Genomic DNA, 13,794 nt, shown 5'->3' on the forward strand with positions numbered 1-13,794 from the left:
TATAACTCTTAGTTGATTTTCCTGTGAAGATTTTAAATTTTTAGAGTAAAATTAACAAAGGTTTATAAAATGGAAGTTAAAACAACTGATGATTTTTCTGATCTTGTATTACCTGAAGGAAAAGGTAGCACAGGAATTGTTGCTTATTTAAAGATTATTTTTATCCCTGCTATATTGTATATTTTAGTGCTTTTAGGGTATTTTGGAAAGATTGATTTTAAAGTAGAATTACATAGTGTTGTAATGATAGGGATTATCTTTTTAGTGGCTTTGATCTTTGCTAGACATAGCGCTGATTATGCTTCAAGTATTTTTGAGCAACAAAAAGATGAATTTAAGCTGATATTAAAACGCTATATTATGAAGCATTTTTTAGTTATAGGTAAAGAAACAAAGTCAAATGCTAGTTTTGATGATTTTGCATATGCTTATGTGAAAGATTTGAGAAATGAAAATTTTGCTTCTGTGGGTGCAGCTATTTTTCCTATGCTTGGTATTTTAGGAACTTTTATAAGTATAGCCATGTCTATGCCAAATTTTAATTCAAGCGACACAGCAGGCTTAGAACAAGAGATTTCAGTTTTATTAAATGGAGTAGGAACAGCCTTTTATGTATCAATTTATGGAATTTTCTTAGCACTTTGGTGGATATTTTTTGAAAAATACGGTAGTAGTAAATTCCAAAAACTTCTAAATCGTCAAAAAAACGCAACAAGCGATTTTTTCTGGTCTAAAGAAGAAATTGATAGAAAATATCTTCAAGAAAGTTTGCAACATTTTGAAAAAATAGGCACGATTTTTGAACATGTAAGCAATGAGGAATTTTTTAAAGAACTAGATAATACAATAGATAGAAAATTCAAAGTTTTTCAAGAACTTGTAAATGCTGAAGAAAAAGCTGTAAGATTAAGCAGTGAGCATGTAAAACAAACTATGAGTGATTTATCTAAAACCCAAAGAGAGCAAAAAGATATAGTTAAAACTTATAGCGAGATTGCAAATGCGGTAAATATGTTAAATTCAAACATAAAAGATCTAACTTTAAGAATTTCAGAGCAATATAATAGACTTTTAGATGTGAGTTCAGATAAGATTGTGCATTTAGATAAAAGTGTGAGTGCTTTAGATGAAAAGGTAAATAATTTTTCAAATAATATTGAAAAATATCAAAATCTTATGCTTGATAATCAAACTAAGCTTTTTGAAGGCTTTAGGGCAAGTATTATAGAGGGTATGCATACTTTTAAAGAAGCTTATGAAGATGAAAAAAATATTGACGAAAAAATTTCACTAATGCAAGAATTTAAAGAAGAAAGCAAAGAATTAGATGAGCAAACCACACAAGTTATTGCAAAGCTTGAAAATCAAAAAGAAGATGAAAAAATAGATGATAAAAAATAATTCTAACAATGAAGAAAATAATTTTTGGATAGCTTATGCAGATTTAATGGCAGGCTTGCTTTTTATATTTATTTTGCTTATTGGAGCTATAGTTGTTAAGTATGTTTTAACTCAAAGTGATTTACAAATCATAAAAGAAAATTTGCAAAAACAAGAAGAACGCTTAAGAGAGAATAAAGAAGAATTAAATCAAAAAGAAGATATTTTAAAAAGTCTTAGCCAAAAATTAAGTAATACCTCAAGTACACTTGATAATATCAACAAACAAAAACAAGCTTTAGAAGCTAATATTACTAAACTTAATCAAGATTTAAATTCAAGTTTAGATGAAAAAGATCAGCAAATTTTTGCTTTACTTGAAAGATTAAATAAAAAAGATGAGGAAATTAAAGAATTAGAGCGTAATTTTGATGAGGCGAAAAGCAAAATCAAAGAACTAGGATTAATCAAAGAAAATACTATCAAAAATCTTCAAGCAAAATTTGATACTAATATTACCTTAGATTCTAATACAGGCGCGATAGTTTTACCTTCTGAAGTGCTTTTTGATACAAATTCTTTTACTCTAAAAGCTCAAGCAAAAGAGAATTTAAAGGCAATTTTAACACAGTATTTTGACAATATCTTAAAAGATGAAAATATCTTAAATAGTATAGAAAATATAGTCATAGAAGGTCACACAGATAGTGCAGGCTCTTATATATATAATCTTGATTTATCACAAAAAAGAGCTTATGCTGTGATGAGTTTTATACACTCATTTTACAAAGATCCAAGATTGCAAAAACTTTTAATGGCAAGTGGTAGATCTTATTCTGATGTGATTATGAAAGATGGTAAAGAAGACAAAGGGGCAAGTCGTAGAATAGAGATTAAGTTTAATATCAATACAAATAATGCTTTAGAAAAGGTTGAAAAATACCTTGATAGCAAGTAGAATTGATGTTTTAAAATACAATGATTTTGAATTTTTACTCAAAAGAGATGATTTACTAGGTTATATTAATGGAAATAAGGCTAGAAAACTAGCCTTTTTTGAAAAAAATAAACATTTATTTAAAAAAGGACAAAGATTTATTTCTTTTGGCTCCTCTCAAAGTAATGCTTTAGTTGCTTTAGCTAAGTTTTGTTACGAAAATGATTTTTTGCTCATTTTTGTTTGTGAAAAAATGAGTTCTTTTTTAAAAGAAAATCCCCATGGAAATTTAGAATTTGCATTAAAACACAATGTGAAGTTGATAGAAAATATAAATTATCCCACAAGAAGACTGCAAGCTCTAGCCTTGAAAAAAGATGATGATATTTTTATAGAAGAGGGTGTGGCTATAAAAGAAGCTGAATTTGGATACCAGCAACTAGCCTTAGAGCTTAGTGAGCAGTTAAGTGAAACTGTAAGTATTTTTTTACCTTCAGGTACAGGAACTTCTGCGGCTTTTTTGGCTAAACATAGTAAATTTAAAGTTTTTACATGTGCTTGTGTGGGCGATAGTGCATATTTAAAAGAGCAAATTTTAAGCTTAGAGCCAAATTATGATTTTGATAATTTAACCATATTAAATTCACCTAAAAAATATCATTTTGCTAAGCCTTATTTAGAATTTTATGAGCTTTATAAGGATTTAAAAAAAGAATGTGGAGTGGAGTTTGATTTGCTTTATGATATGGTGGGTTTTAAAACTTTATTAGCTCATAAAGAGCAATTTGGTGGAAAAATCTTATATATCCATCAAGGAGGCCTTGAAGGAAATATAAGCATGTTAAAGCGTTATGAGTATAAATTAAAAAATTCCAAAATAAAAAATCACTAAGATAATCAAAGGTATAATAAATTTAACATAATAATACCATAATTTAAAAATACTTCCTTTTAGGGTATTTTGATTGGAAAGTTCATAAATAGCATCTTTTTTAAGCACCCAACCTACATAAATACAACAAAAAAATGCGGTTAAAACAAAGAATATATTTCCACTAATAAAATCAAAGCTATCAAAAATATTTTTTCCCTTGATGATAGTAATATCTCTTAAAGGACCATAGGTAAGTATACATGGTAAATTCCCTAAAACAAAAATACTTCCAAGTGTTAGATTAATAGCGGTATTTTTAGCTAGTTTAAATTTTTCCTCTAAAACACTAATGATTACTTGATAAATTGGTAAGCTTGTAGTAAGTGCAGCGATGATTAAAAGCAAAAAGAAAAACACACAAATTATACTTCCAAAAGGTATATGTGAAAATGCAACGGGCAAGGTTTTAAAAACCAAAGATGGCCCACTATCAGGGGTTAAACCTACGCTAAATAAAGCAGGGAAAATCATAAATCCAGCAAGCACTGCTATGAGGGTGTTTAAAATTCCTGTATAAACAGAAGTTTTGATTAAATTCTCATTTTTCTTAAGGTGAGATGATAAGGTTATCATTACACCAAAACCCAAAGATAGGGCAAAAAATACTTGTCCTAAAACATCTATAAACAATTTAGGTGTGATTTTGGAAAGATCAGGAGTAAGGTAAAATTTCACACCCTCGCTTGCTCCTTCAAGAGTTAAATTGCGTGCAACAACGACCAAAAGGCAGATGAATAAAAATGGCATAAGGTATTTTACTGATTTTTCTATGCCATCAATTACACCTTTTTTTAAGATAATCCAATTAATTATCACAAATATAGTAGTAAAAATTCCTATTAATAAAGGATTATTTTCTATAGTAGAGCTATAAAATTCGCTTGTATATTGAGCGTTAATGGGACTTGAAAGATTAAAATCGCCTATGATAATTTTAAAAATATAAGCTAAAACCCATCCGCCTATTACCATATAATAAGCCATGATTCCAAAACTTCCCAAAAGTCCCATATAGCCAACACCTTGCCAAGAATTAGATATTTTAACTCCATCGCTTGTTTTTCCGCCAAAAGCATCGACTGAATTTAGCATTCTGCGTCTTCCTATGACATTTTCGACCAAAATCACAGGAATTCCTATAAAAATCATAGCTATACAAAATGCCAAAACATAAGCACCGCCTCCATTTTCACCCACTAAATATGGAAAACGCCAAGTGGCTCCAAAACCAATAGTCGCTCCTGCTACTGTAAGGATATAAGTTAGCGTATTGCTCCAAGTTTGTCTTTGCATGCTTTTTCCTTGTTAAATTTAAATAAAAAATATTTTAAGATAAAAAATAATACCATTATGCCAAATTTTTATTTATTTTTTTATCAAATTAAAGGAAAATCCATGCAAAAAAAGAAAATTTTGTTTTTAGGTGCAGGATATGCTACTTTATCGGTTATAAAAGCCTTACCTGATGAGTTTTTTGAAAAAGCACAAGTGAGTTTGATTAATAACAATTCTTATCATTATCATACTATTTTACTACACAAAGTAGCTTCAAATGAAGATATTTATAGTTCAAAATATGATCTTTTACCTTTATTAAATCCAAAAATCAACTTTATCCAAGATGAAGTTTTAAAAATTTCTAAAGACAAAGTTTTTACTAAAAATAATGAATTTGACTTTGATATTTTAGTATGTGGGCTTGGTTTTGCGAAGGAAACTTTTGGTATTAAAGGTATGCAAGAATATGCTTTGAGTATAGATAATTATGAAAATGCTTTAAAAATTAATGAAATAATATATGAGAAAATAAAAAATTACAAAACCACCCAAAATGAAGATGATTTAAAAATCGCAGTTTGTGGTGGGGGTTTAAGTGGGGTTGAATTTGTAGCTTCTTTAGCTAAAGAGCTTAAAATATTTTGTCAAAAAGAGCAAATTTCTTATGAGAAATTAGAACTCTCTATTATTGAAGCTATGGATCAAATTTTACCTATGTTTGATAAAAGTTTGGCTCTAAAAACAAAGCAAAGACTAGAAGCACTTGGTGTGAAAGTATATGAAAAATCTAAAATTATAGAATGTGAAAAAAATGGTATAAGGCTTGATGGGGGAGAATTTATTAAAGCTAATACTATCATTTGGACTGCAGGAGTTAGAGGTAATAGCGTTATAGAAAATAGCTCAGATTTTCCAAGCACAAGATCGCGTATAGAAGTAGATGCTTTTATGCATCCATTAAATGTTGAAAATTCATCAAAATACTTTTTTATAGGCGATAATAGTTTATTTAAAAACCCTAAAACTAACACTCCATATCCTCCAACAGCCCAGCTTGCATTAAGAGAAGGAGCTTATGTGGCTAAAGCTTTAATGGCTATGATTGATGAGAAAGATTTTAAACAAGAATTTTCTTTTGTGAGTGGAAATACCGTTTGTTCAATTGGAAAAGATTATGCAGTTGGCACGGTTTTACATAAACCAATTAGTGGTCTTTTGGCAATAAAACTTAAAATTTTTATAGAAAAACTATGGCAATATCAGCTTGAAGGATTGAAAGGTTTTTTGAAATAAAATTAATTTTAAATAGAGTCCTTTAAGGAACTCTATTTAAAAATTCATTTGCATCTACATAGCCTATAATGCGTCCTTTTTCTTCACTTTTGTTAAAAAATATCATCACAGGAGGCCCAAAAACTCCAAATTCTTTCATAAGAGCTAAATCTTCTTGGCTATTATGTGTTACATCTGCTTTCAAAAGTGTGTAATTAGCAAGTAAATTTTGTACTTTAGCATCTGTAAAAGTATATTCTTCTAAGAGCTTGCAGTTTTCACACCAAGCGGCTGTAAATTCAAGCATAACAGGTTTGGTAGAATTTTGTAATTCTTGCTTAAGTTCTTTTAAATTTTTAATGGTTTTAAAACTTAAACTAGGGCTATTTTCTTTTGAGGCAAGGTTAAACTCAAGAGGTTTTAGTAAGCTTTTTGAACCCATTGAGCCACCTAAAATTAGGCTTAAACTGCAAGTTAAAACTAAAATCATACTCGCTTTTTTAAATTTGTCAAAATTAGTTTTAGCTTCATCAAATAAACCCATAAAACTAGCAAAAAATACCCCTATAATTCCATAAAGTATCAAAATGATATTTGCACTAAGTATTCTTTCTAGCATCCAAACTGCCATAATGAGCATGATAAAACCAAAGAAAATCTTTATCTTAAGCATCCAAGCCCCACTTTTTAAAAGATTTCCTCCAAGACCTATTAAAAGTAAAGGCATGCCCATACCAAAACTCATCACAAATAAAGAAAGTCCTCCTAAAAATACATCGCCACTATTAGTAATATAAAGCAAAGCCCCTGCTAAAGGTGCAGCTACGCAAGGTCCTACAATAAGAGCTGATAAAAAGCCCATGATAGCTATACCAAAAACCCCGTTTTTACCTTCTATTTTTTTATTGATAAAATTTTGAAATTTAAGTGGCAGTTGTAATTCATAAAGTCCAAACATAGAAAGTGAAAGTAATACAAAAATGCCTGCAAAAGTAATGATAATCCAAGGTTGTTGTAATAAACCTTGCACATTAGCTCCTGCAAGGCCCACTAAAGCACCTGCTATAGCATAAGCTAAAGACATAAAAAAGACATAGATAAAAGATAAATAAAAGCTATGTTTTTTAGATGGTTTATCTTTGAGCTTCATTGCAATTAATGATGAAAGAATAGGTATCATTGGTAAAATACAAGGAGTAAATGCTAGTAATAAGCCATAACCAAAAAAAGTTAAAAGTGTGATAAATATATTTTGCGTACTTAAATCATTAGCAATTTGTTCATCTTCATTTTGCTTTTTAAATTGATCTTTAGTGGATTTTATAGTATAAATTCCATTTTGTTTATTAAGTTCATAATTTACATATACAGGACGATAGCATAAACCTTCTTCTGAGCAACCTTGATAAGCTAGGGAAAGTTTTGCTTTGTTATTTTTAATAAAATCATCTAATAATAATTGAGGTATGAAAAGTTCAAGTTGGCTAAAAATTACTTCTTTGTTTTCTCTAGTTTGAGTTTGTGGGAAATTTAATAAAGAAGTAATATCATTAGAGTCTAATTCTACTTTGATTTGATCTTTATAAAGATAAATTCTATCTGCAAGATTGATTTTTAAAAAAATTCCTTGATTATTGCTGTGAGTATTGAGTTTAAAGGCTTCATTAAGTGATAATACTCCATTGTTAGCAAAAGCTAAATTTAAAAAAATAAAAAATACCGCTAAAAAACGCATTTTTCTCCTTGAAATTGAAAATTAAATTTGTTTTATTTTACTTATTTGTGGTAAATTTAAGTTAATAATTATCCTAAATTAAGGAGTTTGTTGTGGATAAGGATAAATTTACTCTTATTAAAGTGAAAAAATCAACACTTGAGTATGAAAGCGAGCTTAGAAGATTACAAATTGAGCTTTTAAAATTTCAAAATCATGTCAAAGATAAAGGATTAAAAGTTTTGATTTTAATTGAAGGGCGTGATGCAGCAGGAAAAGGTGGTGCTATTAAAAGATTAATTGAACATTTAAATCCTAGAGGTTGTCGTGTGGTAGCACTTGAAAAACCAAGTGATGTGGAAAGAACTCAGTGGTATTTTCAGCGTTATGTGACACATTTGCCTGCAGCAGGAGAGATAGTGATTTTTGATAGATCTTGGTATAATAGAGCAGGGGTGGAACCTGTGATGGGCTTTTGTACTCCAAATGAGCATAAAAAATTCTTGCGTGAGGTGTCTTCTTTTGAAGAAATGCTACTTGATAGTGGAATTTTATTTTTTAAATTTTATTTTTCAGTTTCCAAACAAGAGCAAAAAAGGCGTTTTGAGCAAAGGAGAACAGATCCGCTAAAACAATACAAACTTTCTGTTGTTGATGAAAAATCACAAGAATTATGGGATAAATACACTCTAGCAAAATATTCTATGCTTTTAGCTTCTAATACACCAAAATGTCCTTGGGTGATCATTAATTCAGATAGTAAAAAGAAAGCAAGGATAAATTTATTTAAATATCTACTTAATTCTTTAGAGTATCCAAATAAAATTAAAAATAAGTATTTTAAATATGATAAAAAATTAGTCCGTAGCGGTGAGGAAGAAATTCGTAAGATGGAACTTAGTTTAAATGATGAAAAACTTAAAAAATTTGATAAAAAATAAAGGCTAGAATTGAATCATCTTTTTATAGTGCGTAATAAATTTAATGAGCATAAAAAAATCAGTCCAAAGGTGTTTGCGGTTAATGCCTTTTTGCTAGCATTTTTATTGTTTTTATTTTTTTATTTATCTTTTTTAAGTGCTAGTTATAATTTTGATTTTATGGCAATTTATGAGTATAAAGACAAAATGATACAAGGTTTTTTTACGAGTTTTTTTATTAGTGTTTTGTCTTTGATTGTAGGTGTGATTTTTGCTTTGATTTTGTGTTATATGAGTCTTTGTAAAATCGTACTTTTTAATATGTTTGCAAGAGTTTTTATAGAGCTTATTAGAGGCACACCTTTGCTAGTGCAAATTTTATTGATTTATTATATTTTTGCAGATAATTTGGGGCTTGATAATCGCTATGTTTGTGGAGTTTTGATTTTAGCTTTATTTGCTAGTGCTTATATTTGTGAAATATTTAGAGCAGGGATTTTAAGTGTTGATAAAATGCAATATGAAAGTGCTAAGGCTTTAGGTTTGAGTGAGTTTGAAATTTATAAAAGTGTGATTTTTCCTCAAGCTTTAAAAAATATCTTAGCACCACTAAGTGGACAACTTAGTAATTTGATCAAAGATAGCTCTCTTTTAAGCGTTATAGCTATTTCAGAATTAACTCAAAATGCTCAAGAAATTAATGCTTTTACCTTTTCTACTTTAGAAATTTATATTCCCTTAGCGCTTTGTTATTTGTTTTTAACTTTACCTATTTCTATGTTTTCAAGAAAGCTTGAAAAGAGTTTTTCTTAAAAGAAAAACTCAAGCTTTTGTTCTTTGAAAACTTCTTGCATATCTTTGAGATATTTTTGACTTAGTTTATCAAAAAGACCATTTTTTTTAGATTTTAAAATAAACTCATTGAGCTCTTCTTTTAATTTGGTATTGTTTTTATTTAAAGCTATGGCCCATTGCTCAGGTGTTTTTTCAAAAGGGGTAAAAATAGCTTTTGTTTGCTCAGGATGTTTTTTCCATGCTTTATAAATACTCATTTGATCATAAATAAAAGCATCAGCTTTTGCTTGAATGACTTCTAAAATAGCTGCATTTTCTTTATCAAATACTAGGATTTTTGCATTTTTAAGATTTTTTTGAGCATATAAATGCGCACTTGAACCTCTTTTTAAAGCAAGGATTTTCCCTTTTTGATTTAAATCTTCTATGGAATTAATATTTGATTTTTTAGCGCTTAATATCGCTAAATTTGCCTTAGCATAAGGCAAAGTAAAATCTATTACTTTTTTTCTTTGCTCGCTTATACTCATAGAAGACATGATGAGATCTATTTTTTGAGTTCTTAAAGCAGGTATAAGTCCATCCCAAGCTATATTTTGAATTTTTAAATCATAGTTTTTTTCCTTAGCAAAGGCTTGTAAAAACTCTACACTAATACCACTTGGATTGCCTTTAGTATCACTCATTTCAAAAGGAGGGTAGGCCAGTTCCATACCTACGATTAATTCTTTTGCATGAAGTGTAAAAAATAAGCTTAGTAAAAAAAGTATTTTTTTCATTTTTTAACTCCAAATTTAGCCAAAGCCCTCTCATAATCTTCTTTTGTATCTATACCTATGCTTTGACTTTGTATTTTTAACATTTTGATTTTTTTGCCATTTTCTAAGGCTCTTAATTGTTCTAATTTTTCACATTCTTCCAAAGCTGAGTTTTTCAAAGTACAAAATTCTTGTAAATTTTTAACCCTATATGCATAAATTCCAAGGTGGGCTTTAAAATTTTGTTTATAATTTGCCCTTTCATAAGGAATTTTAGATCTTGAAAAATATAAAGCATAATCATTACTATCAGTAACTACTTTAACCAAATTTGGATCATCACAAGCTTTCGCATCTACTTCTTTGTAGCAACTACTCATAAAACAAAGCTCATCTTCAAAAGCTTTTTGGCTAAATTCTTTAAAATCTTTAATATTTTGTGTTTCTATAAAAGGCTCATCAGCTTGGACATTAATAATTAGCTCATTTTCATTTAGTTTTAAAATTTGACAAGCTTCGTTGATCCTATCAGTGCCACTTTCATGATTTTTGCTTGTTAAAACTGCTTTTATATTGTGTTTTTGTGCTATTTTTAAAACCTCTTCATCATCAAGTGCCACATACACTTCATCAACTTCTTGCATTTTTTTAGCTGTATAAATAAACATAGGTAAATTATCAATCTCACATAAAATTTTATTTTCAAAACGACTTGATTTTAATCTTGCTGGTATGATTATCATTGTTTTATCCATTCTATAATAGTTTGTTTTAGATTTTTGAGTTTGCAAACTTGATTTTGTTTTTGAGTGCTTGTAAATAAGCTTGCAATATTTGGATGAATTTCTTGCTTAAATTCTTTTGCAAGTTCTTGCATACAAGCTTGTTCATCTTGACATTCTTTGTTATAAATTGCTTGATACATACTTGGGGTAAATTTACTCCATTGTGCTGTGGAAGTGATGAGTGTCGTGGTGTTAGAATCAAGCATTTTAAAGCAAGTGCAAGTGTGAGGATCTAAAAGTCCTAAGTGGCTGTATTGTTTGATATATTGCATACACTCATCATCATTGCAAAAATCAGCTTCAAAGTCTTCTTGTAAAAGCTTTAGTTCTTTTTGGCTAAGCTCATAATATTTTTCATTCTTTAAAGCTTGCATAAGTTCTTTGGTGCGTTCATCTTTGAATTTATCAAAAAGCAATCTTTCTATATTTGATGATATGAGTATATCCATAGCAGGGGAAATAGTCTTTTGTAAGTTTTTGTTTCTTAAATCGTATTTACCTGTATTAAAAAACTCACTTAAGATATTGTTTGAATTGGAAGCAATTTTTATTTTACCTATATTTGCTCTCATTTTTTTAGCATAATAAGCTCCCAAAGCATCACCAAAATTTCCACTCGGCACAATAATGTCTATTGTTTTATCGATTTTTAAACTAGCATAGTAATGATAGATGATTTGAAAAAGTATTCTTCCGAAATTAACTGAATTTGCAGCACTTAGATTTAACTTTTCTTCTTTTAAGGTGTTTTTAAAATCTTCATCATTTAAAAGTGTTTTTAGGGCATTTTGTGCATCATCAAAATTACCTTCAATGGCTATGGATTTTAAATTGCTTGCATTTGAGTGTGTCATTTGTAAAGCTTGAGTTTTACTTGTGCCTTCATTTGGGTAAATGCAAACTACTTTTATACCTTTTTTATTTTCAAAGCTTTTTAGCGTAGCAGGCCCTGTATCACCACTTGTAGCGCACATGATTAAAAAATCATCATCTTTTTTTAAGTATTCTAAAAGCACGCCAAAAGGTTGCAAAGCCATATCTTTAAAAGCTCTTGTTGGCCCATGGAATAATTCATTAATATAAAGCTTATCATTAATTTTTCTTAAATTAATAGGACAGGTTTTATCATCAAAACCCTCATAAGTTTTCAAAGCTTTTTCAAAAACTTCAAGCTCTAAATCAAAATCAAAAGCTGCGATGATTTTTAAGGCTAATTCTTTGTAGTTTAAATTTTTTAAAGCTTCATTATCAAGCTTTGGTAGATTAAGTGGTGCATATAAAGCATTATTAGGTGCACTAGGGCTAAGTAAGGCCTTTGAAAAGCTTACTTGGTGATTTTTATCTTGGGTTGAGTGTAGTAACATTTTTTTCCTTATTGTTAAATTTATCAATATAATCTTGCAAAATTTGCTTAAAGCTGTCTTTTAAAATAATATCAAGATGAATTAATTCTGTTTTAAAGCCAAAATCTTTTACCTTGACATAGTCTTTAAAGGTTAGCATTAAGGTATCACAATTGTGTTTTTTTAAAAGTTTTTCTAATTCTTCTTTTTGAAAAGTGTAATGATCAGCAAAAAAATAACAAGCCCTAGCTTTGATAAAATGCTCATATAATCTAAAAGGCTTTGCAATAGAGCTTATTAAAATAGCTTTTTGATTTTCTTTTACATGAGAATAACGCACAAAATCTTCATTTTCTTTAGCTATAAAATCAGCCCTTTTAGCAAAAGATTTTGGCAAACGATAAGCCCCGCTAGGTAGGGTAAAATCAAAAAAAGGCTCATCTTTGCTTTGTAATAAAATACTAAGTTTTTTAATATGAAATTTAGAAAAAGCATCGTCTAAAAGTATGATCTTTGCTCCAAGTTCGATAGCTTTTTGTATGCCTTTAACTCTATCTTCACTTACTATCACTCCATTAATGTGCTTTGTAAGTGCATACTCCATAGCTTCATCGCCACTTTCTTTAATGCTGCATAAAATTTTATCTTTGTGTTTAACGATGATTAAGCCTTCACTTTGTCTTTTATAGCCTCTTAAGATGATAAAACAATTTTCAAACTCAGCAGCTATGGCTTTACAAATGGGAGTTTTTCCATTGCCTCCTAGGGTTAGATTACCTATGCTTATAATGGGTAAATTAAAATCAAGTTCTTTTTTAAATTTAGTATTTAAAATAGCTATAATCATATATAAAAAGCTAAAAGGTAAAAGAAAAAAGGCTAGAATTTTTTGCAAAAAATTAGGTTTAAAAAAATACCGATCAAGCCAAGTCATATGTATTCTTTAATGTTGTTGGAAGTTTTCTTTTAAAGGCATTATTTTGCACACGCTCTAAGACTAAATTTTTTAAATTCTCATCAAAATTTTCTAAGCTTTGATTTTTTTCTAAAGCTTTTAAAACTTCATCTAAAACTTCATATTTATAGCCAAGATCTTTTTCATCATTTTGATTTGGCCAAAGATCAGCACTAGGGGCTTTTTGTATGAAATTTTCATGTACACCTATAAATTTAGCAAGCTCAAAAACTTCACTTTTATAAAGTGTAGCTAAAGGATTAAAAGCACAAGCTAAATCTCCATAAATAGTTCCATAACCAAGCATAAGTTCACTTTTATTAGAAGTGCCTACCACTAAAGCATTATGCAAGGCTGAATAATCATAAAGCAAGCTCATACGCACTCTTGCAGCTAAATTCCCAAAGCGTAAATGGCTTAAATCTTGACAAATTTTTTCATAAGCACAAAGTACTTCATCAATATAAATGATCTTATGATGAATTTGCAAATGATCACATAGCATTAACGCATCATCTAAATTTTCTTTTTTAGAATATTTTGTAGGCATTAAAAGCACAAAAAGTTTTTCACCTACTGCTTTTTTGCAAAGATGAGCTACTAAAGCTGAATCTATCCCACCGCTTAAACCTAAGATGAGATTTTTATCTCTTGCTTGTTCTTTTATAAAATTGATCAATAATTCTTGTAATTTTGTATAATTCATAAAAAATCTTTAAATAT

The 13,794-nt window shown here is 29.0% G+C and carries 13 protein-coding genes; 6 read left to right on the plus strand and 7 right to left on the minus strand.

Going from position 1 to position 13,794, the window contains the following annotated elements; all coding sequences use genetic code 11:
* Nucleotides 1-69 precede the first annotated feature (69 nt).
* The 3 genes from L8X97_RS02595 to L8X97_RS02605 are packed head-to-tail and all read left to right on the plus strand — an operon-like array spanning nucleotide 70 to nucleotide 3,209.
* Nucleotides 70-1,401 carry a MotA/TolQ/ExbB proton channel family protein gene (locus tag L8X97_RS02595; protein ID WP_039626332.1) on the plus strand — a complete coding sequence of 444 codons (1,332 nt, stop codon included), beginning with the start codon at nucleotides 70-72 and terminating at the stop codon, nucleotides 1,399-1,401.
* On the plus strand, nucleotides 1,388-2,338 hold the full coding sequence (locus L8X97_RS02600) for an OmpA family protein (protein ID WP_263662546.1): 951 nt from the start codon (nucleotides 1,388-1,390) through the stop codon (nucleotides 2,336-2,338). The genes L8X97_RS02595 and L8X97_RS02600 overlap by 14 nt, the downstream gene beginning before the upstream one ends.
* Nucleotides 2,325-3,209, plus strand: a complete 885-nt coding sequence (locus L8X97_RS02605; RefSeq protein WP_263660063.1) for a 1-aminocyclopropane-1-carboxylate deaminase/D-cysteine desulfhydrase — start codon at nucleotides 2,325-2,327, stop codon at nucleotides 3,207-3,209. Before L8X97_RS02600 ends, L8X97_RS02605 begins: the two co-directional genes overlap by 14 nt.
* Here L8X97_RS02605 and L8X97_RS02610 read toward each other — a convergent pair.
* Nucleotides 3,180-4,544, minus strand: a complete 1,365-nt coding sequence (locus L8X97_RS02610; RefSeq protein ID WP_214126899.1) for a sodium-dependent transporter — start codon at nucleotides 4,542-4,544, stop codon at nucleotides 3,180-3,182. The two genes, L8X97_RS02605 and L8X97_RS02610, sit on opposite strands and share 30 nt — an antisense overlap.
* 102 nt (nucleotides 4,545-4,646) lie before the next feature.
* Between L8X97_RS02610 and L8X97_RS02615 the strand changes: the two genes are divergently transcribed.
* Complete coding sequence (locus L8X97_RS02615; protein ID WP_263662547.1) at nucleotides 4,647-5,822, plus strand: NAD(P)/FAD-dependent oxidoreductase; 1,176 nt, start codon at nucleotides 4,647-4,649, stop codon at nucleotides 5,820-5,822.
* Between the two features lie 22 nt (nucleotides 5,823-5,844).
* On the opposite strand, the gene dsbD is transcribed toward L8X97_RS02615, so the two are convergent.
* Nucleotides 5,845-7,536 (minus strand): protein-disulfide reductase DsbD, encoded by a 1,692-nt coding sequence (dsbD, locus tag L8X97_RS02620; protein WP_263662548.1) that lies wholly within the window; start codon nucleotides 7,534-7,536, stop codon nucleotides 5,845-5,847.
* Nucleotides 7,537-7,613: 77 nt separating this feature from the next.
* Here dsbD and ppk2 point away from each other — a divergent pair, with 77 nt between their 5' ends.
* Both ppk2 and L8X97_RS02630 read left to right on the plus strand, forming a co-directional pair.
* Nucleotides 7,614-8,456, plus strand: a complete 843-nt coding sequence (gene ppk2 / locus L8X97_RS02625) for a polyphosphate kinase 2 (protein WP_220567128.1) — start codon at nucleotides 7,614-7,616, stop codon at nucleotides 8,454-8,456.
* 9 nt (nucleotides 8,457-8,465) lie between these two features.
* Complete coding sequence (locus L8X97_RS02630; RefSeq protein WP_263662549.1) at nucleotides 8,466-9,248, plus strand: amino acid ABC transporter permease; 783 nt, start codon at nucleotides 8,466-8,468, stop codon at nucleotides 9,246-9,248.
* Here L8X97_RS02630 and L8X97_RS02635 read toward each other — a convergent pair.
* Genes L8X97_RS02635 through L8X97_RS02655 form a run of 5 tightly spaced genes read right to left on the minus strand, consistent with a single transcriptional unit; the run spans nucleotide 9,245 to nucleotide 13,777 of the window.
* Nucleotides 9,245-10,009 (minus strand): transporter substrate-binding domain-containing protein, encoded by a 765-nt coding sequence (locus tag L8X97_RS02635; protein ID WP_133318832.1) that lies wholly within the window; start codon nucleotides 10,007-10,009, stop codon nucleotides 9,245-9,247. The two genes, L8X97_RS02630 and L8X97_RS02635, sit on opposite strands and share 4 nt — an antisense overlap.
* The gene (gene kdsB / locus L8X97_RS02640) at nucleotides 10,006-10,731 is read right to left on the minus strand and encodes a 3-deoxy-manno-octulosonate cytidylyltransferase (RefSeq protein WP_263661784.1); all 726 of its coding nucleotides are present in this window, start codon (nucleotides 10,729-10,731) and stop codon (nucleotides 10,006-10,008) included. The genes L8X97_RS02635 and kdsB overlap by 4 nt, the downstream gene beginning before the upstream one ends.
* Nucleotides 10,728-12,137 carry a threonine synthase gene (gene thrC, locus L8X97_RS02645; protein ID WP_263662550.1) on the minus strand — a complete coding sequence of 470 codons (1,410 nt, stop codon included), beginning with the start codon at nucleotides 12,135-12,137 and terminating at the stop codon, nucleotides 10,728-10,730. The genes kdsB and thrC overlap by 4 nt, the downstream gene beginning before the upstream one ends.
* Nucleotides 12,112-13,050: a tetraacyldisaccharide 4'-kinase gene (locus L8X97_RS02650; RefSeq protein WP_263662551.1), complete on the minus strand. Its 939-nt coding sequence runs from the start codon at nucleotides 13,048-13,050 to the stop codon at nucleotides 12,112-12,114. Before L8X97_RS02650 ends, thrC begins: the two co-directional genes overlap by 26 nt.
* Nucleotides 13,037-13,777 carry an NAD+ synthase gene (locus L8X97_RS02655; protein WP_263660925.1) on the minus strand — a complete coding sequence of 247 codons (741 nt, stop codon included), beginning with the start codon at nucleotides 13,775-13,777 and terminating at the stop codon, nucleotides 13,037-13,039. Before L8X97_RS02655 ends, L8X97_RS02650 begins: the two co-directional genes overlap by 14 nt.
* Nucleotides 13,778-13,794 lie beyond the last annotated feature (17 nt).

Origin of the sequence: Campylobacter sp. CNRCH_2013_0671h (genome assembly GCF_025773055.1) — a bacterium.
GTDB classification, from domain to species: domain Bacteria; phylum Campylobacterota; class Campylobacteria; order Campylobacterales; family Campylobacteraceae; genus Campylobacter_D; species Campylobacter_D lari_D.